At 34.4% G+C, this 20,920-nt stretch carries 18 protein-coding genes and 2 tRNA genes; 5 read left to right on the top strand and 15 right to left on the bottom strand.

What is annotated here, in order from left to right; translation table 11 throughout:
* Nucleotide 1: 1 nt before the first annotated feature.
* The 7 genes from ACYSNV_RS03240 to ACYSNV_RS03210 all read right to left on the bottom strand — a co-directional run bounded on the left by ACYSNV_RS03240 (nt 2) and on the right by ACYSNV_RS03210 (nt 8,211).
* On the bottom strand, nt 2-460 hold the full coding sequence (locus ACYSNV_RS03240) for a FixH family protein (RefSeq protein ID WP_461761128.1): 459 nt from the start codon (nt 458-460) through the stop codon (nt 2-4).
* Between the two features lie 19 nt (nt 461-479).
* On the bottom strand, nt 480-1,901 hold the full coding sequence (ccoG, locus tag ACYSNV_RS03235) for a cytochrome c oxidase accessory protein CcoG (protein ID WP_461761127.1): 1,422 nt from the start codon (nt 1,899-1,901) through the stop codon (nt 480-482).
* A 221-nt stretch (nt 1,902-2,122) separates the two neighbouring features.
* The gene (locus ACYSNV_RS03230; RefSeq protein ID WP_461761126.1) at nt 2,123-3,115 is read right to left on the bottom strand and encodes a cbb3-type cytochrome c oxidase N-terminal domain-containing protein; all 993 of its coding nucleotides are present in this window, start codon (nt 3,113-3,115) and stop codon (nt 2,123-2,125) included.
* Entirely contained in the window at nt 3,112-3,318 is a 207-nt protein-coding gene (locus ACYSNV_RS03225) for a CcoQ/FixQ family Cbb3-type cytochrome c oxidase assembly chaperone (RefSeq protein ID WP_461761125.1), read from the bottom strand. The genes ACYSNV_RS03230 and ACYSNV_RS03225 overlap by 4 nt, the downstream gene beginning before the upstream one ends.
* Before the next feature lie 18 nt (nt 3,319-3,336).
* Nucleotides 3,337-5,520: a cytochrome-c oxidase, cbb3-type subunit I gene (ccoN, locus tag ACYSNV_RS03220; RefSeq protein ID WP_461761124.1), complete on the bottom strand. Its 2,184-nt coding sequence runs from the start codon at nt 5,518-5,520 to the stop codon at nt 3,337-3,339.
* 6 nt (nt 5,521-5,526) lie between these two features.
* Complete coding sequence (ccoS, locus tag ACYSNV_RS03215; protein WP_461761123.1) at nt 5,527-5,742, bottom strand: cbb3-type cytochrome oxidase assembly protein CcoS; 216 nt, start codon at nt 5,740-5,742, stop codon at nt 5,527-5,529.
* A gap of 78 nt (nt 5,743-5,820) precedes the next feature.
* Complete coding sequence (locus ACYSNV_RS03210; RefSeq protein WP_461761122.1) at nt 5,821-8,211, bottom strand: heavy metal translocating P-type ATPase; 2,391 nt, start codon at nt 8,209-8,211, stop codon at nt 5,821-5,823.
* Between the two features lie 117 nt (nt 8,212-8,328).
* Here ACYSNV_RS03210 and ACYSNV_RS03205 point away from each other — a divergent pair, with 117 nt between their 5' ends.
* From ACYSNV_RS03205 to ACYSNV_RS03190, 4 genes are all read left to right on the top strand, one after another.
* Nucleotides 8,329-9,009, top strand: a complete 681-nt coding sequence (locus tag ACYSNV_RS03205) for a Crp/Fnr family transcriptional regulator (RefSeq protein ID WP_461761121.1) — start codon at nt 8,329-8,331, stop codon at nt 9,007-9,009.
* Between the two features lie 85 nt (nt 9,010-9,094).
* Nucleotides 9,095-10,117, top strand: coding sequence for a DHH family phosphoesterase (locus tag ACYSNV_RS03200; RefSeq protein ID WP_461761120.1), 1,023 nt, complete (start codon nt 9,095-9,097; stop codon nt 10,115-10,117).
* Entirely contained in the window at nt 10,110-10,655 is a 546-nt protein-coding gene (locus ACYSNV_RS03195; RefSeq protein WP_461761119.1) for an FKBP-type peptidyl-prolyl cis-trans isomerase, read from the top strand. The genes ACYSNV_RS03200 and ACYSNV_RS03195 overlap by 8 nt, the downstream gene beginning before the upstream one ends.
* Nucleotides 10,656-10,663: 8 nt before the next feature.
* The gene (locus ACYSNV_RS03190) at nt 10,664-11,752 is read left to right on the top strand and encodes a peptidylprolyl isomerase (RefSeq protein ID WP_461761118.1); all 1,089 of its coding nucleotides are present in this window, start codon (nt 10,664-10,666) and stop codon (nt 11,750-11,752) included.
* A 408-nt stretch (nt 11,753-12,160) separates the two neighbouring features.
* Here the strand turns inward: ACYSNV_RS03190 and secA are convergent, their stop codons facing one another.
* The 8 genes from secA to rho form a co-directional block, all read right to left on the bottom strand.
* Entirely contained in the window at nt 12,161-15,250 is a 3,090-nt protein-coding gene (gene secA, locus ACYSNV_RS03185; RefSeq protein ID WP_461761117.1) for a preprotein translocase subunit SecA, read from the bottom strand.
* Nucleotides 15,251-15,340: 90 nt separating this feature from the next.
* Entirely contained in the window at nt 15,341-15,562 is a 222-nt protein-coding gene (locus tag ACYSNV_RS03180) for a DUF2795 domain-containing protein (protein WP_002986941.1), read from the bottom strand.
* A gap of 145 nt (nt 15,563-15,707) precedes the next feature.
* A complete protein-coding gene (locus ACYSNV_RS03175) occupies nt 15,708-16,283 on the bottom strand; it encodes a cob(I)yrinic acid a,c-diamide adenosyltransferase (RefSeq protein ID WP_461761116.1) in 576 nt (191 codons plus the stop codon).
* 67 nt (nt 16,284-16,350) lie between these two features.
* A complete protein-coding gene (locus tag ACYSNV_RS03170) occupies nt 16,351-17,040 on the bottom strand; it encodes an ABC transporter ATP-binding protein (protein WP_461761115.1) in 690 nt (229 codons plus the stop codon).
* 99 nt (nt 17,041-17,139) lie between these two features.
* A complete protein-coding gene (locus tag ACYSNV_RS03165; RefSeq protein WP_461761114.1) occupies nt 17,140-17,667 on the bottom strand; it encodes a hypothetical protein in 528 nt (175 codons plus the stop codon).
* A 74-nt stretch (nt 17,668-17,741) separates the two neighbouring features.
* Nucleotides 17,742-17,815: transfer RNA gene (locus ACYSNV_RS03160), tRNA-Arg, on the bottom strand.
* 46 nt (nt 17,816-17,861) lie between these two features.
* Nucleotides 17,862-17,935, bottom strand: a tRNA-Arg gene (locus ACYSNV_RS03155).
* Between the two features lie 312 nt (nt 17,936-18,247).
* Complete coding sequence (gene rho, locus ACYSNV_RS03150; protein WP_461761113.1) at nt 18,248-20,284, bottom strand: transcription termination factor Rho; 2,037 nt, start codon at nt 20,282-20,284, stop codon at nt 18,248-18,250.
* Between the two features lie 187 nt (nt 20,285-20,471).
* On the opposite strand from rho, the gene ACYSNV_RS03145 reads away from it, so the two are divergent.
* Nucleotides 20,472-20,888 carry a DUF4293 domain-containing protein gene (locus ACYSNV_RS03145; RefSeq protein WP_461761112.1) on the top strand — a complete coding sequence of 139 codons (417 nt, stop codon included), beginning with the start codon at nt 20,472-20,474 and terminating at the stop codon, nt 20,886-20,888.
* The last annotated feature ends 32 nt before the right edge of the window (nt 20,889-20,920 follow it).

The raw sequence follows: 20,920 nt of genomic DNA, 5'->3' as shown, positions 1-20,920 counted from the left end.
ATTAAAATGGTTTCCAATTAATCTTCTCACTATTTCGATATTCTTGTCCGTTGTAACTCCACTCTACAACAACATCCCATCTACCTTGTACTAACTCTTGCTGACCTATTTGCATTTTGGCATTGGATGAAACTAAGATATCCTTCTCAAAATCAAGTTTTTCATTCGAGGGTCTATAGAAATAAATCTTACCTTTTAGCTTACTTGCTTCCATTTCTTGGGGAAAATCAAGCTCTATACCTTCACTAGATTGATTAATAACCAAAGGATGTTCTAATTTTAATGCTTTGGTTTCCCTTTGCGCTTTGGCATCAATTTGCAGTTCTTGCTGATAGTAATCCTTAGTTACTAATTCATTGTCATATTTACTATCGAACTGAACTCGTAACACATATTGCAAAATGAATATCATAAAAATACCCATGGCTATAACTAATCCTGTTCCAAAATTAAATTTCATACTTGTTTTATTTATTTGGTTAATCCAAAACTCTTGGACCTAAAAAGTTGGTAGTGGTACGTTGTATTAACGTATCGTTTTGATAAAGGCTTAAATGTATCTTTGTTTTGTGGCTTTCTAAAACATATTGAGGTATTTTAATTAACATCACACCTTGACTATATTGATCCTTATCCACATGTATTATTGAACTACCTATTACTTCAATTTTACCTTGATTTGGTTTCTCTAAAACAAAATGTAAGTCTTTAAAATCACGACTTGTTTTATTAACCACTTTATAACTATACATATTACCTATACTATCGTTTTGATGGATGAATCCTTGCCCTGCTACACGAAGCACAGTAGCCTCTAAATCACTTCTTAAGAATAGTAAACCTACTAAAACTCCAATTAAAACAGTTAAAACAGCAATATATCCTTTTTGCCTAGCGGTAATTTTAAATTTCTTCCCTTTGGCTATTTCATCCTCCGAAGCATAGCGAATCAAACCCGTTGGTAAATTCACCGCACGCATCATATGGTCACATTCATCAATACAAGCTGTACAATTCACACATTCCAACTGGGTTCCATTACGAATATCTATACCAGTTGGGCAGACATTAACACACTGGTGGCAATCCACACAATCCCCAAAGCCACTAGCAGTTCGATCTTGAGATTTTTTAAATTTAGCTCTACCATTCTCACCTTCTCCCCTAACATAATCATAAGCTACAACCGTACTTTTATTATCCAATAAAACACCCTGCAACCTTCCATAAGGACAGGCAATTACACATACTTGCTCTCTAAACCAGGTGAAGACCATAAAGAATACTAGCGTAAAAATCAAAAGACCAATAAAGCGTCCAAGGTGGTTAAAAGGTCCTTCTTGCACCATTTGAATAACAGCGTCACTACTTATAATGTAAGACAGGAAAATATTTGCAATAAAAAAGGATATTAGGAAAAATATAAACCATTTTAGAGCTCTTTTTTTAACTTTCTCCGCATTCCAGGGTTGTCGTGCTAAACGCATTTGAGCACCCCTATCCCCGTCAATCCAGTATTCGATTCGTCTAAAAACCATTTCCATGAAAATAGTTTGTGGACAAACCCAACCACAGAATAAACGTCCAAAAGACACTGTAAATAACGTTACAAAAACAACACCTATTATCAGAGAAATAACCACTAGATAAAAATCCTGAGGCCAAAAAGGAAATCCTAAAATATTAAATTTTCGTTCAATAACATTAAAAAGAAAAAACTGATTCCCATTTACTTTTATAAATGGAAAAACGAAAAGTGCAAGTATTAAAACATAACTTACAATTTTACGTTTGTTGTAATAAGCTCCCGAAGGCTTTTTAGGAAATATCCAAGCCCTTTTTCCATCTTCGGTGATGGTATTAATCGAGTCTCTAAAACTCTCATCTTGTTGTAAGCTCATATTCACAATTTTTAAGTCACTAAATAGTTTTAAACCACTTAGTTGTTATACTAAAATATTATTTGCCAGTCTAGGACTAAAAATGTACTTAATAACAATATTGACTTTACCTATTTTGTTAGCCTTGTGTTATGTAAATAGGAGCTAAGTTTATTTTTTCTTTAAACCTAGCTTCCTATTTTAACTAACCTAAACCTATTATAACTAACTTTTGTAAAGTCTTAATCTACCTGGTTCTCATCGGTCTCACTAGCCAGTTCAATGGCTTGTTCGATATCCTGATGATCCACTTGTTCTGGTAGATCTCCCGCTTGCTGCTCAATCTCAAGATCTGCCTTAGACCAAACAATATCACCCTCTGGTTCTTTAGCTCCCACTGGATTGGTTCCATTTAAACTAATCACATAAGAGGTTAATTGTTCGATTTGTTTTGGTTTTAACATTGTCTTCCAAGGAATCATCCCCATATTTGGTCTACCCCCTTCTGAAATGGTATGGAATATGTTTTTAACTCCACCTCCCAATATCCAATGGTCATCAGTTAGGTTTGGACCTATGGATCCACCACCATCAACTTTATGACAAGCAACACAATTTTGATCGAATAAGATTTTTCCTTGAGCCAAATTAGACTCATCGTTTAAATAAACTGCCATTTCTGCAGTTAAACGATCTCCCGCTGTGGCATTGTAGGCTTCCACTTGCGCTTTTGCCTGAGCCATTTCTTTATCAAATTCTACAATTTGATTATCACCACCAAACACGGTAAAGCGAAGTATGTATATTACAGAGAAGATAATAGTGGCGTAAAAAAGCCCCACCCACCAAGGTGGTAAATTATTATCCAACTCTTTAATACCATCGTAATCGTGATCTAACAAAAGGCCTTGTTCTTGACTCTTAGTTGGATCCCCTGTTAACTTTTGCATTAATTTCTTAACCCAAGGTAACTCGGAGAATGGTATATTTTGCTTTCTTTCACGCTCGGCTAACTCCTGTGGAGTCATCAAACGATCTAACACCTTATTAGTTGCGCTATTTACTACCTCTACTGCTATTTGTCCAAAAGCAAATAGGATAATTAACACTAGAACCGAAGGATAAGCCATAAAAGCAGGCCTCCCATCAACAGGCTCTATAATTAAGTTAATGCCTATAAAAAATATCGCAAATATAACAGGTACTCTTACGTATACTGGAAAAAACTTTTTCATGATTTTTTTGAATTAGAATCAACATCGCTTTGGTTATCATCCATAAAAGGCATATTGCTTAATTCTTCAATGGTTTCTTTCTTATAGGTTGCCACCCATATGAAAAGCCCTACAAAAAAGGTGAAGAAAATAATTAAGGAAATGATCGGAAATATTTCCACTCCTTCTATGGTCTCCATATTGTGTTTAATAAACTTTAACATATCGATTCATTTATTAAATTACTCTTCTACTCTTTCTTTAATATCTGTTCCAAGTCGTTGCAAGTAGGCAATCATTGCTACAATTTCTCTTTCACTCATTGGTACAAATTCCTCTCCACGAGCCTGGGCACGTTGTTTGCTCTCTTGAATACTACTTACATAATCTGGATCTTTCTCTAGGTTTAGAGCAATTTGCTCACTTTGAGCCTTTATCGACTCTTTTGCCTGACTAATCTCTTGATCTGTATAAGGTACCCCAAGGGTTCTTAATACTTCCATTTTTGTTTCAATATTGGAATAATTCGCGGCTTTGTTAGCAAACAACCACTTATAACCCGGCATTATTGAATTCGGTGAAGTACTTTGTGGATCATACATATGGTTATAATGCCAGTTGTCTGAATATTTTCCACCTACCCTTTGTAAATCAGGTCCGGTACGTTTAGACCCCCATAAAAATGGATGATCATAAACAAACTCCCCACTCTTTGAATATTCTCCATATCGTTCAACCTCGGATCTAAATGGACGAATCATCTGCGAGTGACATCCAACACAACCTTCTCTAATATAAAGATCTCTACCCTCCAACTCTAATGGAGTGTAAGGTTTTACACTTTGAATGGTCGAGATATTACTCTTAACAAAAATCGTAGGTAAAATCTCGATAGCACCTCCAATTAAAATGGCTAAAGTCGTTAAAACAGTAAACTGTACTGGTCTTCTTTCTAACCAAGAGTGCCAAGGCTCTCCTTTTAATCTACCAGCAGAAATACTCTGTAAGGCTGGTGCCTCAGCAAGTTCATCTTGAATTGGTTGACCAATTCTAACTGTTTTATAAATATTGTATATTAAAGTAAATACCCCAATTAAGTATAAAGTTCCTCCAATTGCACGCATAGCATACATTGGCATAATAGCCGTTACAGTCTCAAGAAAGTTCCCGTAAGTTAACGTTCCATCTGGATTAAATTCTTTCCACATTAAGTGTTGTGAGAATCCCGCTACATAAAGAGGAATACAGTAAAGTACAATCCCTAAAGTTCCAATCCAAAAGTGGAAGTTGGCTAAAACGGTAGAATATAATTGGGTTTTTGCCATTCTAGGTATTAACCAATAAACCATACCGAAGATTAAAAATCCATTCCAAGCTAAAGCTCCTACGTGAACGTGAGCAATAATCCAGTCGGTGTAGTGGGCAATAGCGTTTACGTTCTTTAAAGAAAGCATTGGTCCTTCAAAAGTTGCCATACCATAACCTGTAATGGCTACAACAAAGAACTTTAAAACTGGATCAACTCGTACCTTATCCCAAGCTCCACGCAGGGTTAAAAGACCGTTTATCATACCTCCCCAAGAAGGAGCAATTAACATTACAGAGAACACAACTCCAAGGTTCTGAGCCCATTCAGGTAAAGCAGTATATAATAAATGGTGAGGTCCAGCCCAGATATATAAAAAGATTAACGACCAAAAGTGAATAATAGATAAGCGGTAAGAATAAATTGGTCTATTGGCCGCTTTGGGTAAAAAGTAATACATTAATCCTAAAAATGGTGTAGTTAAGAAAAACGCTACCGCATTGTGCCCATACCACCACTGAACTAAAGCATCTTGTACACCTGCGTATACCGAGTAACTCTTAAATGCACTTACAGGAAGCTCCAAGGAATTAAAAATATGAAGAACCGCAACGGTTACAAATGTGGCTAAATAGAACCAAATAGCTACGTAAATATGACGTTCACGACGTTTTATAATAGTCATGATCATATTCACCCCAAATGTGACCCAAATAATAGCAATGGCAATATCTATTGGCCATTCTAACTCGGCGTATTCTTTACTTGTTGTGATTCCTAAAGGCAGAGTAATTACAGCCCCGATTAAAATTAATTGCCATCCGTAAAAGTGAAGATTGGTTAAAAAATCACTGTACATTCTAGCCTTACATAACCTTTGTAGAGAGTAATAAATACCAGCGAAAATAGCATTACCAACAAAGGCAAATATTACCGCGTTGGTGTGTAAAGGTCTAAGTCTACCAAAACTTAACCAAGGAATTCCATCGGTTAAATTCGGTGCTATAAACATTACTGCTAATAATAATCCCACTAGCATACCTACTGCCCCGAAAAAGATCGAAGCGTAGATAAATTTCTTTACAATTTTGTTGTCATAATAAAATTGTTGCACTTCCATAGTTGTTTATATTTGATTTTCTTTTTTATTTACTATTTTACTAATGTCCTTATTTTTCGATTTTGATGACTTTTCATCACGTAATTCATCATCGAATAACATTCTGACAGATGGGGTGTACGCATCGTCAAATTGTCCGCTTTTGACAGAGCGTATAAATAGGAATAAGAAAATTCCAGCTACAACCACACTGATACAAATTAAGAAATATATAACACTCATGTCTAAAAGTTTATGGTCCAAAATTAAGATAGTAAAATGGCCTAAAACATGATAATCGTCAGTTTCGAATATTTATATCTACTTTGTGCTAATAATTTTTTTTGCAAAATAATTGGTCAATATACTAACACAACTTATAATACTCACGGTACTTATCGGCATTAAAATAGCAGCCACCAAAGGAGACATTTTATTACAGATTGAAACTGTTATACCTATCACATTATAGCTTAAAGCTAATATATAACTAAATTTTATAATTTTAACAGAAATTTTTGAATAAATTAAATATTTACCTATCAATTCAAATTTTGTAGAATCTAAAATTGCATCGCTAGCGGGGGTAAAAACATTCACATCTTCCGAAATAGAAACACCTACATTACTCTGTGCCAGCGCTCCTGCATCATTTAACCCATCTCCAACCATCATCACGTTGTGTTTTTTATCTTGCAATTTTTTAACATATTGTAATTTCTGCTCTGGTTTTTGGTTAAACACCAGTTTTACAGAGTTTGGCAACATCTTTTTAAGTTGCTGATATTCACCATCATTATCTCCTGATAAAACAATTAAAGAATAGTGGTTTTTATCTAAAAATCCAAACAAATCCTCTAGCCCTTTTCGATAGTGATTTTCAAATATAAAGCACCCTTTGTACTGTTGATCAATTTGAATATGAACACAAGTTTTGTTAGTTTCTTGCTTACTTTTATCCAACAATAAAGACGCAGAACCAATTACATATTGATGTCCGTTTATTACACCTATAAGTCCTTTTCCTTCAATTTCTTCAAACTCTTGTGGCTTAGTTAAGGTATCGGCTTGTAAAAAATTATATAATTTTCTTGATAAAGGGTGATTTGATCCCCTGACAATACTTTTAATATGAACTTGATCTTGCCAACAAAGCGGCTCACCTTGGTATTCTATAATGGCATTACTTCCTGTTGTAATAGTTCCGGTTTTATCAAAAACAACCGTATCTACTTTCGACATTTGTTCCACTACAGTGGCATTTTTTAAATAAAATTTGTTCTTTCCTAAAATTCGAATGGCGTTTCCTAATGTAAAAGGCGCACTTAAAGCCAGTGCACAAGGACAAGCGACAATTAATATAGCAGTTACCACATTAAAGGCTATACTCCAACTTACAAAACTCCAACCAATTAAAGCCAAGATAGAGATCAATAAAAGTACGGGGGTAAAATAATGACTTATCGTATCTGTTATGGTCTTGTATTTAATATCAACCTGTTTTTGAAAAACATCATTACTCCAGAGTTGTGTAAGGTAACTTTGGGAGACCGTATTTATAGCTTGAATCTCTATGGGCTCTCCTACTTGTTTACCTCCAGCAAAAACTTTATCTCCACTAAGCTTTTCAACCGCCACGGCCTCCCCTGTAACAAAACTGTAATCTATAAAAGCACTAGGACTCATTAAAATGGCATCAACGGGAATTAATTCTTGATTTCGAATCAACAATCTATCGCCTTTTTTTATTTGATAGACCTGAATAGGTTCTTCTTGCTGGTTGTCTTTGATTTTTGTAATAGCAATAGGAAAATAGCTTTTGTAATCTCTTTCAAAGGATAAGAAATTATAACTTCTTTGTTGAAAAAGTTTTCCTAATAGCATAAAAAACACCAACATAGTCATGCTATCAAAAAAACCAGGCCCAAGGTCAAAAACAATATCCACTGTACTACGAATAAACATCACAATAATCCCTAAAGACATCGGAATATCTATGGTATAATTACCGGTTCTAATACCTTTATATGCAGCGCTGTGGTAGGGATAAGCACAATAAAAAAAAACGGGTAAAGAAATCAGTAAAATCAACCATCTAAAGAACCCTTTGTACTCTTGCATCCATATATCATTGATATTAAAATACTCCGGAAAAGACAGCATCATAACGTTCCCAAAGGCAAAAAAAGCTACACCTATGCGGTATATAAGACTTCGATCCACTTTTTGTGGTTTTTGATCAAAGTTTTCTAAGGAAATATAAGGTTGATATCCTATATTGTGTAGTAAAACGACCAAGTTTTTTAAAGAAATTTTACTTGGATTATACGTTATGGTGGCTTGTTTTTTAGGAAAGTTAACCACAACTCTACTAACTCCTTGTTCTAATTTATTTAAATTCTCTAAAATCCAGATACAAGAACTACAATGAATGTGCGGAATATAAAGAGTAACTATTGCAATATCAGATTCTTGAAAATCCAATAACTTATTAACTATTTCCGGGTTATCTAAAAACTCATATTTCCCGTTTATCTGCTGTACTTTAGCACCCGGCTGACTCTGCAAAGTATAGTAACTTTGTAGATCATTGTCCGAAAAAATTTCATATACTGTTTTACATCCATTACAACAAAACTCTTTAGAATCAAAGCTAATTCTATTAAAAGCTGTTATCTGATTACCACAATGATAACATCCCTTTTCATTCATATTCCATTTTTTTATCTAGGAAACAAATTTCCTTGTTTAATACATTGTAATATATGATAATTATCATAAAAATTATCTTATCTTTGAAGAGTTATTTTAACTTATTACAAATAGTCTATGACCAGATGTGAGCAATGTGTTATTAGAGAATTTAGTTCCCTTAAGGCTTTAAGCCGTGAGGAGCTTTCTACAATAACCGATACAAAAACGCACTTTATCGTAAAAAAGGGAGATATACTTTTTAGTGAAGGAGATAACCTAAATGGTGTGTTTTGCATTAAAGATGGTTATTGCAAACTTACCAAGTTAAACTCCAATGGAAAGGATACAGTAATTAAATTAGTTAAAAGAGGTGAGCTTCTTGGCCAGCGCTCTTTAATTAATGAAGAGAATTCAAACCTCACAGCTACGGCTTTAGAGGATATGAATGTTTGCTTTATTCCTAAAAAAGAAATTTTGGAGTACTTTACAGATAACAACAAGTTTTCTTTACTTATCACAAGGGACATCTGTAACCATTTAAAAGATGCCGATAAGGATATTGCAGATCATACCCACAAAACAGTTAAAGAAAGACTTGCGATTGTTTTATTAAAATTAGAGGAAATCGGCGGAGTTGAACAAGCCGGTAACTTATCCCTACAATTATCCAGGGAGGATTTAGCCAGTATGGTAGGTACTGCCACAGAGAGCTGTATCCGATTGCTATCGGAATTTAAAAAAGAAAAAGTTATAGCAATCTCTGGAAAGAAAATTACTCTACTTGATAAAGATTATCTAAAATCATTAGCTATTTAATATCTTGGTTTTACATAGCACTGTTTTTTAGACATAATTGCGCAAAGATTTTATTTTAAATCATAAAATATCTTATTTTCGCATTATGATAAATGAAAATAGTTTACAGGCTTTAAAAACCATATTAAGTGAGCCTAAAAAAATAGCTCTTATTCCCCATCGTAATCCTGACGGGGATGCAATTGGGTCTACATTAGGATTTTACCATGTACTTAAAAACATGGGACACACCCCTTATGTAATATCTCCAAATGACTTTCCAAATTTTTTAGCATGGATGCCTGGTGCCAATGATATTTTGATCTTCGAACAAAATAAAAAGCATACCATGTCTTTAATGCATAAGTGTGATTTTATTTTTACTTTAGATTTTAATGTACTCTTACGTACAGGGGATCAAATGGAAGCATTTCTAAGTCCTTTAGACAAACCTTTTGTAATGATTGATCACCATCAAATGCCAGGTGATTACGCCCAAGTTACTTTTTCTAATCCGGAATTTGGATCTACATGTGAATTACTATATACCATTTTAGAAAAGCTGGATTTATTACAATATATGGACAAACAAGCTGCAACTTGTATATACACGGGTATTGTTACAGATTCTGGGTCGTTTCGTTTTCCGAAAACCACTTCTAATACCCACCGAGTTGTTGCGGATTTAATCCAATATGAAATACAAAATCCAACCATACACAATGCCCTTTTTGATAACAGCTCCTATAATCGTTTACAATTAATGGGTAGAGCCTTACAAAATATGTGTCTTTTACCACAATATAATACTTCTTATATTTACCTAAGCGATCAAGAATTAGCAGAGTTTTCTCATCAAAAAGGAGATACAGATGGATTTGTTAATTATGGTTTATCCATAGTAGGAATTGACCTAACAGCTTTTTTTATAGAGAGAAAAGAAGAAGGGATTATCAAAATTTCATTGCGTTCCCAAGGTAATTTTGATTGTAACCAATTTGCCAGAGCCTATTTTCAAGGTGGAGGACATATTAATGCAGCAGGTGGTAAATCACACCTAAGCTTACAAGAAACAATTGACTATTTTAAAGATGTGGTTGCTAAACATAAAAATGAATTCTATGGCTAAGTCCCTATCTACACTATTGGTTTTAATTGGAATAATTAGTCTTTCTAGCTGTCAAGAAAAACAGCCAGCTAGATCTGCCATTACTCAAAACTCCAACAGTGTTTTAGGTAGTTCCATACATCGAAACGCAGAGCTTACACAAGAGCAACAAGATCTATTTTTGCAATATATTCAAGATAGACCTAAAGAAAAGTACAACCATAATCAAAAAGGTTTTTACTATACCTACCTACACCGAGAGCTTCGAGATTCAATCACTGCTGAGCCTGGAGATATAGTAACTTATAGCTATCAAATAAGTGATCTACAAGACCAAACAATCTATTCCTTTGAGCAAATAGCAACACAAACAGCTCAAATAGACAAACAAGATTTATTGCCAATAATAAGACAGGGATTAAAAATTTTAAAACAAAATGAGGTCATAAAAATACTAGCTCCCTCTGAATTGGCTTATTCGTATTTAGGAGATACCAATAAAATTTCCAAAAATCAACCCCTAATCTTTACAATCGAACTAAAATCAATCCAAAAATAATTTTAAAAATGAAAAAAATGACAGCTTTACTTTTAAGTTTTGTTGCCTTATTCACAGCCTGCACATCTGCTGTTAAAACAGATTTACCAGATGGCTTATATGCCGAGATAATTACATCTCAAGGTACAATCGTTGCTGAATTAGAATATAAAAAGGCACCCGTTACAGTTGCAAGTTTTGTTAGTTTAGCCGAAGGTGACAATCCATTGGTAGACAAACAATACAAAGGAAAAAAATACTACAATGGACTTAAGTTCCACCGTGTGGTACCAAACTTTGTGATTCAAACCGGAGATCCAACAGGCACAGGTGCCGGAGGTCCTGGATATGTTTTTATGGATGAGTTTACTCCCGAATTAAGACACAATAAAGCCGGTACTTTATCCATGGCAAATAGCGGTCCTTATACAAACGGAAGTCAATTTTTCATTACCCATAGAGAAACACCTCATTTAGATGATATGCACAGTGTTTTTGGATATGTTGTAAAAGGTATGGATGTGGTTAATAAAATCGGGCAATCAGAGGATATTATTAAAGAAATAAAAATTATCCGTGTTGGTAAAGATGCTAAAAAATTCAATGCTGCTAAAGTATTTAAAAATGCAATGCAAGAGGCCAACAAAGAAAAAGAAGAGCATCAAAAAGCTCTATCCCAAGTAAAAGAAAAGCAAGCAACGGAGTTTGCCAAACTAAAAAAACAAGCAACAACTACCCAATCGGGATTATCTTACGTGATTACTCAAAGCTCTGCGGAGAATCAAAGTCCACAAATAAGTCAAGAGATTGGAGTAAACTACGCAGGTTATTTTGAAAACGGCCTTTTATTTGACTCCAATATCCCAGAGGTAGCAAAAAGCTATGACATGTTTGATCAAAGAAGAGCTGATTACAATCAATATGGACCAATTCCTTTTAAATTTGGTATGAAAACAGGTTTAATCCCTGGATTTATTGAAGGAATCGAACAAATGAAAATTGGTGATAAAGCCACAATCTTTATTCCTTCTCATTTAGCTTATGGAGAGGCGGGAGTAGGTCCAATTCCACCAAACACCGATTTAGTGTTTGAATTGGAAATAGTTGAATTAGACTAATCTTGATTTATCTTTATATACAAAGCGATGATTTAAATAATCATCGCTTTTTTTTTTACTACTATTTATAATCAAATCATACCTTTAAATCCACTAGTAGAATCTTGCAAAAAACTTAAACGATTTTAATCTGTTTTTCCTTGTAAAAAGCAATTAACATTAAACACACCACACAAAACCCAATCTTTTAAGGGCCCTTTGTAATACAATAAGTAATTGCTACTTGTAGTAATTATAGGGTAATTCCAAAGTAAAAAACAGTTGGTGTTACCTTGTGGTTTTTACAAAGTATAAAGGCATCCAAAACCTGTGAATTATTGATCCTTGGCAATTAAAAAAAGGATTGCCATACCTTTTTGGGTAAGACAATCCTTTTAGGATATAATATAAACTTAAATAAAGCTTTCTTTAGGCTTGTTGTTGTGCCGGGCTTGGGATATCTCCTTTTGTTAAAAAGGCTGTAACCTCCACATCTATTTCCGCTAAAGAAGTTTTAAATAATTCAAATGCTTCAAACTTATAAATCAACAAAGGATCTTTTTGTTCGTGAACAGCTAATTGAACAGATTGCTTAAGCTCATCCATTTTTCTAAGGTGTTTTTTCCAAGCCTCATCTAAGATGGTCAAAGTAATATTTTTCTCGAAATCTTCAATTAAAGTTGCACCTTGACTATTGTAAGCCTTTTCTAGATTTGTAACAATATTTATAGTTTTGATTCCGTCTGTAAAAGGAACTACGATTCGCTCAAATTGCGCTGCATTTTCCTCGTATACTTTTTGAATTACTTTAAAGGCTTCCTCAGCACTACGACGACACTTCTCTTGGTAGGCAGTAAAAACAATATCATATTGTTTGTTGGCCAAAGTTGTTGCATCTAATTTCATAAAATCATCCTCTGAAACAACCGTATCGGTACCAAAATGGCGAATAATAGTCATTTTTAACCCAGGGTAATCTTGGTGTAATTTATGATCTTCCACAATACGCTCGCAAAGATCAAACATCATATTTGCAATATCAACCTTTAAGCGTTCTCCGAACAAGGCATGTTTTCTACGTTTGTAAATAACCTCACGTTGGGCATTCATCACATCATCATATTCCAATAAACGCTTACGAATACCAAAGTTGTTTTCTTCTACTTTCTTTTGAGCACGTTCAATGGATTTAGTCATCATTGAATGTTGAATAACCTCTCCGTCCTCTAATCCCATTCTATCCATGATCTTAGCCACGCGGTCTGAACCAAACAAACGCATTAAGTTATCCTCTAACGATACGTAAAATTGTGAACTTCCCGGGTCACCTTGTCTTCCAGCACGACCTCTTAACTGACGGTCAACACGTCTTGAATCGTGTCTTTCTGTACCAATAATTGCTAAACCTCCGCGATCTTTAACCTCTTGTGAAAGCTTAATATCCGTACCACGACCAGCCATGTTTGTAGCAATAGTTACCACACCTGGCTTACCGGCCTCTTCAACAATTTGAGCCTCTTGCTTGTGTAATTTCGCGTTTAAAACATTGTGCTTTATACCGCGCATTTTTAAAGATCTACTAAGAAGTTCGGAAATCTCAACCGAAGTGGTACCAATTAAAACTGGACGTCCAGATTCAGATAATTCAACCACATCTTCAATTACTGCTTTAAACTTCTCACGAACCGAACGATAAATCTTATCTTCTCTATCATCCCTTGCAATTCCACGGTTTGTAGGAATCTCCACTACATCTAAATCATAAATTTGTAGAAACTCTCCAGCCTCGGTAATAGCCGTACCGGTCATTCCTCCTAACTTATTATACATACGGAAATAATTCTGTAGTGTAATAGTTGCAAAGGTTTGAGTTGCAGCCTCAATTTTTACATTTTCTTTTGCTTCTAAGGCTTGGTGAAGTCCATCGGAATAACGACGACCGTCCATAATACGACCTGTTTGCTCATCTACAATCATGATCTTATTGTCCATCACCACATACTCGGTATCTTTTTCAAAAACAGTGTAGGCCTTTAATAACTGAGTTAATGTATGAATACGTTCACTCTTTACCCCGAAATCTTGAAATAATTTCTCTTTGGCTTCTGCTTCTTGATCCGAGGATAGTTTTTTAGCCTCAATTTTTGAAATCTCTGTACCAATATCCGGTAATACAAAGAAGTTGTCATCTGTGGTATCTTGCGATAAAAACTTAATACCATTATCGGTTAATTGAACCTGATTGTTTTTCTCCTCAATAACAAAGTACAAAGCCTCATCCACCTTGTGCATCTCTCTGTTATTATCTTGCATGTATTGGTTCTCTGTTTTTTGAAGAATTTGCTTTACTCCCTCTTCACTTAAGAACTTAATTAATGCTTTATTTCGAGGTAAACTACGATATGCTCTTAATAATAAAAACCCACCGTCTTTTACATTACCTTCACGTATTAATTTTTTTGCATCAGCTAAAAAGCCATTTGCTAATTTTCGTTGAATCTCCACAAGGTTTGCAACCTTTGGCTTTAATTCCATAAATTCATGTCTTTCTCCTTGTGGTACAGGTCCAGAGATAATCAAAGGAGTTCTAGCATCATCGATTAAAACCGAATCCACCTCATCAACAATTGCGTAATTGTGCTCTCTTTGTACTAACTCCTCTGGTGTATGAGCCATGTTGTCTCTTAAGTAGTCAAAACCAAATTCATTATTAGTTCCATAGGTAATATCCGCAGCATAAGCGGCACGTCTTCCCGGAGAGTTAGGTTGATGATTATCAATACAGTCCACCAACATACCATGGAATTCAAATAAAGGAGCTTTCCACTGACTATCCCTTTTTGCAAGATAATCATTCACCGTTACAAGGTGAACCCCTTTTCCTGTTAAAGCATTTAAATAAAGAGGAGATGTTGCAACTAAAGTTTTACCTTCCCCTGTGTGCATCTCTGCAATTTTTCCTTGATGTAAAACAATACCACCGATTAATTGCACATCATAATGAATCATATCCCATGTTACTTGCTTACCAGCAGCAGACCAGGTATTAGCCCATAGAGCCTTATCTCCTTCAATGGTAACATATGGTTTGGTTTGTGCAAACTCTCTATCGCGATCTGTGGCAGTAACCTCAACAACTTGATTCTCTTTAAAACGTCTAGCAGTTTCCTTTACAACGGCAAAAGCCTCGGGTAAGATATCTAGTAAAACCTTCTCGGTATTATCATAAGCTAGTTTTTCTAAAGAATCAATATTTGCATAAATATTCTCTCTTGCATCAATATCACTTGTGTTTTCAATTTCAGCGCGATAATCTGCAATCTTTTGATCTTGATCTGCTCTAGATTGTTGTATTATTTCTTTGAAATAAATTGTTTTTGCACGTAGTTCATCATTGCTTAAAGCCTGTAGAGAACTATCATATGTTTTAATTTTTTCAATTAAAGGTTTTATAGACTTGATATCTCTTTCCGATTTATCCCCCACAAATACCTTTAATATACTATTTATAAGATTCATAAATTATGTATTTACGTATTTTTGTTTATTATTTTTCAAATTTAAACAAAAAAAAAGCCTTAACTGAGGCTTTTTTTTTATTTCTTATTTTTAGTACTCGTCCTCGTTCCAAAGATAATCTTCGTCGGTAGGATAGTCTGGCCAAATCTCCTCCATTGATTCATAGATTTCTCCCTCATCTTCGATGGATTGAAGGTTTTCAACTACCTCAAGTGGAGCACCTGTTCTAATGGCATAATCAATAAGCTCATCTTTTGTTGCAGGCCAAGGAGCATCACTTAAATAAGATGCTAATTCTAATGTCCAATACATCTCTTTCTTTTTTTTAATATTAATGCAAAAATAATTTTTATTATGAAACTACCAAGCATTTTTTAATTTATTTCACTGAATTTATTAGCATGAAGTATATTTTAGACTAAGAAAAGCAAAAAACAACTTTTTTCAAGTGATAAAATTATTCTGGTTTTCTTGGAATCCATTTTATTTCCTCTGCCTTTAGGTCAAAAGACAACTTTCGTGCCAATACAAATAAATAGTCAGAAAGTCGGTTTAAATATTGAATAACACGTGGATCTATTTCTTCGGTTTCACTTAATTCAACTGCCAACCTCTCGGCTCTACGACAAACACATCTAGCTATATGACAATATGACACCGTGGTATGGCCTCCTGGTAACACAAAATGAGTCATCATAGGAAGACTTTGATCCATTTGATCTATCTGCTTTTCTAAAAACTCAATATCCTCTGAGGTAATTCTTGCAATATTTAATCGTTTGTTTCCATTTTTTAGAATCTCCTTATCCACCGGGGTAGCTAAAATGGCTCCAGCAATAAATAAATGATCCTGAATATGGATTAATACTTGTTTATATTGTGAATCGATATCTTGGTCACGAATAAGTCCTATGTAAGAATTTAACTCATCCAAAGTGCCATAACTCTCTATACGGATATGATTTTTTGCAACTCGTGTACCACCAAATAAAGCCGTGGTTCCTTTATCTCCTGTTTTAGTATATACCTTCATGAAATTTAATTTAGTTATAAAATCATCAGCAAAATACAATTAAAAAGGTCAATTAGAAAACCAAAAATTACTTTATTCTAAGATCACTCTCAATCACCCCGTCTCTTAATCGTATTATTCGGTGTGCATGCTCTGCAATATCCTCCTCGTGAGTAACTAAAATCACCGTATTACCTCGGGCGTGAATATCATCAAAAAGAGCCATAATCTCAATGGAGGTTTTCGTATCTAGGTTTCCAGTTGGCTCATCGGCCAAAATAATAGCTGGATTATTAACAAGAGCTCTAGCCACAGCCACACGCTGCCTTTGTCCTCCCGAGAGTTGATTGGGTTGGTGATCCATACGATCTTCTAACCCTACTTGAGTTAACACCTCGGTAGCCCTTTTTTTACGTTGCTCGGCGTTCTTACCTGCGTAGATCATAGGCAAGGCTACATTGTCCAAAGCAGTAGTTCTTGGCATTAGATTAAAGGTCTGAAAAACAAAACCGATTTGTTTATTTCTAATTTCAGCTAAACTATCATCATTTAAAGAACTAACATCGATTCCATTTAAATGATACACACCACTTGTTGGGGTATCTAAACAGCCCAAAATATTCATCAATGTACTTTTTCCAGAACCCGAAGGCCCCATCAAAGCAACATAATCCCCTTTTTCAATCTCTAGGTTCACTCCTTTTAATACCTTAACAGTTTCCGAACCTAGTTTAAAATTGCGTCTGATGTCCTTTACATCGATGATTAATTCTTTCATAGTAAATTTTGAGTTGGTTTTATACTCTATAAGTAGATAATAATAGACTTTTGTTACACCAAAATAATTTATTCCACTTAAAGTTACAACCTTTTATACTTACATTCTTAATATAAAATGTTGCTTGAGTTGTTCTTGTCTTATAAAAGCCAGTCCGTAATAATAAAAATCAATAGTTACAGTAAAGCGATCATCCTTTTGAATAGCATACCATAGACTTTGAATATTACTTCCCCCTTTTGCCTTATCCAAGATAATAAAACTATCATTACTCATTGCTAGAATTAAACTATCTAAACAAATATCTTTCTTACCACTGTTTTGCTTGGTTTTTTGTATCCAAATTGCATCATATTGACCTTGATCGGCTTTAAAGCTCTTAAAGCAAAGATCGGTTATATTGGGAAGTACCACTTTTTCTTTATTATGGTTTATCACAGCTACATTTTTCACTTTAAAGTAACGAAAAACGCGTTCTACAAAAGCCTTTGATTTTTTTCTTTTCCTATACTGTGGACTTTTTTTATAAAGCCCCTTTGTCAATAAGCTATATACAAATGGTGAATGCACACCGTGTTGGTTGCTTGATTTGTAAAGAAATTTTAAATAACTATTAAACCTACCCATTTTTAAAATAATTTAAAAATAACAAAAAGTGTATAAAATAAAAAAAGGTATACAGTTTGTGTATACCTTTTTTGTGACCACGGCAGGATTCAAACCTGCAACCTTCTGAGCCGTAATCAGATGCGCTATTCAGTTGCGCCACGTGGCCTTTTTATTTTTTTTGCAATGAGAGAGTCTAGTAAAACAAGACTTTGTGACCACGGCAGGATTCAAACCTGCAACCTTCTGAGCCGTAATCAGATGCGCTATTCAGTTGCGCCACGTGGCCAATTGCTCATTGCGAGTGCAAATATAGAACGATATTATTTAAATACAAACCTTCAGGACTAATATTTTTAAAGTTTTTTTTAGTCGATAAGCTAAACTACTTATTAAGAGTAATTTGAACAATAAAAAAAAATAAAAAAATTATTTTATCTAACACCACAAACTCTAAAGAAAACAAAAAAGTGCACAGCTCTTAGCTTTACAGCATAGATCCATAAAAAAATAAGTGCTCGCATGTGGATAAAATTCAATAAACAAAAAAGCAGTTATGCTAAATAAACATAACTGCTTTATCTATTTATTGATGACTTTTTTAATTAGTTAGTGTCTTTAAAAAGTCGTCATTATTATCTGTTTTTTTAATATTGTCAATAATAGAGGTCATAGCTTCCACCGAATTCATATCATCGACATACTTTCTTACAACCCATAAACGCTGTAGAGCCGATGCAGAGAGTAACAAATCATCTCTACGAGTAGAAGAAGAAGTAATGTCAATAGCTGGATAGATGCGTTTGTTTGCCAGTTTACGGTCTAACTGAAGCTCCATGTTTCCAGTACCTTTAAACTCCTCAAAAATAACCTCATCCATCTTAGATCCAGTTTCCACCAAAGCAGTAGCAATAATACTTAATGACCCACCATTTTCAATATTACGAGCTGCTCCAAAGAATCGCTTAGGTTTTTGTAAAGCGTTGGCATCTACTCCACCACTTAAAACCTTACCAGATGCAGGCTGAACCGTGTTATAAGCTCTTGCTAAACGCGTGATAGAATCCAAAAGAATAACCACATCATGTCCGCATTCAACTAATCTTTTTGCCTTTTCTAAAACAATATTAGCAACCTTTACATGTCTTTCTGCTGGTTCATCAAAAGTAGAAGCAATTACCTCTGCGTTTACGCTTCTTTGCATATCGGTAACCTCCTCTGGTCTTTCATCAATTAAAAGTACAATTAAATAAGCCTCTGGATGATTTGCAGAAATAGCATTAGCTACTTCTTTAAGTAAAACTGTTTTCCCTGTCTTTGGCGGGGCAACAATCATTCCACGCTGACCTTTTCCAATAGGAGAAAACATATCCATAATTCGTGTAGAAACAGTACTTCTTTTGGCATCTAAATTAAACTTTTCCTCTGGAAAAAGTGGCGTCAAATGCTCAAAAGCAACTCTATCGCGTATGGCCTGTGGATCATGACCATTGATTTTTAAAACTTTTACTAACGGGAAGAATTTCTCTCCCTCTTTAGGAGGACGTACCACTCCTTTTACCGTATCACCGGTCTTTAATCCAAATAATCTTATTTGACTTTGGGACAAATAAATATCATCTGGGGAGGATAAGTAATTATAATCAGCCGAACGTAAGAATCCATAGCCATCTGCCATCATCTCCAAGACCCCTTCACTTTCAATAATTCCATCAAACTCATAATCGGGTTCTCTAAAATTATTCTTTTTGTTACTTTGGGTATTACCACCTTGATTGGTAGGATTACCTGATTGTTTATTATGGTTTTTCTTTGTTTCTGTCTCACCTACTACAGTCTCACTACCCTCTGGTTTTGAATGATCTGTTGTGCTTGGTTTATTGGAAGTACTTGCAGGATTACCTGGCTCGGATTGTTTATTGTCGGATTGTTTACTAAAAGGAGTTCTTTGATCTCTTTTTTGAGTATCGCGGCGATTCTCATTTTTCTTTTTATTAAACTCTCGTTTATTATTATCTCTTGTAAAGCCCTTATTATCTTGAGGGGCCTTGGTCGAGTTTTTATCGGATTCATTACTCTTACCCATTGGGTTAGTAGAGTCGTTGTTCTCTGGCAATTGCTCAACTTTTGCTTCTTGCTCAATTGCTTCTTGCTTCCCAGAAACACGCTTTCTTTGCTGACGAGGAGCGTTCTGATTATTTAAAGGCTCTGTTTGTTTTCCAGACTCTAAATTAGATTTTTGGGTAAGCTCATTTCCTAAAGAAGATTTATCCTTATTCTCCACGCTTGCTTTTTTTGATATCTCTTGCGGATTATTCTGCTTTTTATCAGAACGATCTGTTAGATTCTCACCTTGCATAGCAGTAACTGGTGTATCTTTTTTTACACTTAGTTTAGTGGGCTTTAAAGGAGTTACTTTTTCTTTAGCTTCTTGCGTTGCTTTAGTTGTATCAGGTAAATCATCACTAGACTTTCTAGCTGTTTTTTCAACTGCTGCGTCTTTAGATTCTTGAAAAGCTACAATCTTTGATATAAGTAATTCTTTTTTTAAGCCTGAAGTTCCTGCTATCTTAGATTTTTTAGCAATATCCTGAAGATCGGAGACCTTCATTTTTTTTAATTCGGAAATATCAAACATATAAATGTTTATAGATTATAAAATATTGAGTTGAAATTGTTCAAATAAGAATGGAATTTGCGTGTAGAATTGCCGTATTATGAACAACTTACGACAGAACTAGTGCAATATTACGAATAAATTTTAAAAAACAATAGGTTTTAACCAAAAAGAAATATTATTTTTGTACTTCAATCATTACAAAATTATGTTACAAAGAATTCAATCCGTATATTTGTTTTTGGCTTTTGTAGTCATGGGAATTTTACCTTTTGTATTTCCTTTGTGGAAAAATGCAGAAAACAAAGATATTTATTTTATGATGCTTAACTTTGTTCCGGTGTTATTTGGATTATCGGCAGCATTAAGCGCAGTAGCATTTTTGAATTTTAAAAACAGGCAAAAACAATTTGTTATTAACAGATTGAATATGATATCAAACGTAATACTATTAGGATTATTAATATATCGTACACTAACGGTATCTGGAGACGCTTTTACACAAGTGTCTGAGAAAGGTATTGGGATGTTCCTCCCTATTGTTTCTATCCTGTTTCTAGTTTTAGCAAACAGAGCCATCAAAAAGGATGAAGATCTTGTAAAATCTGTGGATCGATTAAGATAAACCTAACATCTTAGTTATTAGTGCGTTAAAAA

It is taken from the genome of Myroides sp. LJL119 (assembly GCF_054871605.1).
Note: the sequence above shows the minus strand (reverse complement) of the source record. Positions and strands in the feature narration are given on the sequence as shown.

Bases quoted from the DNA above. Each gene is read 5' to 3' on its own strand.
- ACYSNV_RS03165 (WP_461761114.1), bottom strand. From the start codon at position 17,667: ATGGGTAGGTTTAATAGTTATTTAAAATTTCTTTACAAATCAAGCAAC.
- ACYSNV_RS03225 (WP_461761125.1), bottom strand. From the start codon at position 3,318: ATGTTAAAGTTTATTAAACACAATATGGAGACCATAGAAGGAGTGGAA.
- ACYSNV_RS03200 (WP_461761120.1), top strand. From the start codon at position 9,095: ATGATAAATGAAAATAGTTTACAGGCTTTAAAAACCATATTAAGTGAG.
- ccoG (WP_461761127.1), bottom strand. From the start codon at position 1,901: ATGAGCTTACAACAAGATGAGAGTTTTAGAGACTCGATTAATACCATC.
- ACYSNV_RS03210 (WP_461761122.1), bottom strand. From the start codon at position 8,211: ATGAATGAAAAGGGATGTTATCATTGTGGTAATCAGATAACAGCTTTT.
- ACYSNV_RS03190 (WP_461761118.1), top strand. From the start codon at position 10,664: ATGAAAAAAATGACAGCTTTACTTTTAAGTTTTGTTGCCTTATTCACA.
- rho (WP_461761113.1), bottom strand. From the start codon at position 20,284: ATGTTTGATATTTCCGAATTAAAAAAAATGAAGGTCTCCGATCTTCAG.
- secA (WP_461761117.1), bottom strand. From the start codon at position 15,250: ATGAATCTTATAAATAGTATATTAAAGGTATTTGTGGGGGATAAATCG.
- ccoS (WP_461761123.1), bottom strand. From the start codon at position 5,742: ATGAGTGTTATATATTTCTTAATTTGTATCAGTGTGGTTGTAGCTGGA.
- ACYSNV_RS03230 (WP_461761126.1), bottom strand. From the start codon at position 3,115: ATGAAAAAGTTTTTTCCAGTATACGTAAGAGTACCTGTTATATTTGCG.
- ACYSNV_RS03240 (WP_461761128.1), bottom strand. From the start codon at position 460: ATGAAATTTAATTTTGGAACAGGATTAGTTATAGCCATGGGTATTTTT.
- ACYSNV_RS03180 (WP_002986941.1), bottom strand. From the start codon at position 15,562: ATGTATTGGACATTAGAATTAGCATCTTATTTAAGTGATGCTCCTTGG.
- ACYSNV_RS03145 (WP_461761112.1), top strand. From the start codon at position 20,472: ATGTTACAAAGAATTCAATCCGTATATTTGTTTTTGGCTTTTGTAGTC.
- ACYSNV_RS03175 (WP_461761116.1), bottom strand. From the start codon at position 16,283: ATGAAGGTATATACTAAAACAGGAGATAAAGGAACCACGGCTTTATTT.
- ACYSNV_RS03195 (WP_461761119.1), top strand. From the start codon at position 10,110: ATGGCTAAGTCCCTATCTACACTATTGGTTTTAATTGGAATAATTAGT.
- ccoN (WP_461761124.1), bottom strand. From the start codon at position 5,520: ATGGAAGTGCAACAATTTTATTATGACAACAAAATTGTAAAGAAATTT.
- ACYSNV_RS03205 (WP_461761121.1), top strand. From the start codon at position 8,329: ATGACCAGATGTGAGCAATGTGTTATTAGAGAATTTAGTTCCCTTAAG.
- ACYSNV_RS03170 (WP_461761115.1), bottom strand. From the start codon at position 17,040: ATGAAAGAATTAATCATCGATGTAAAGGACATCAGACGCAATTTTAAA.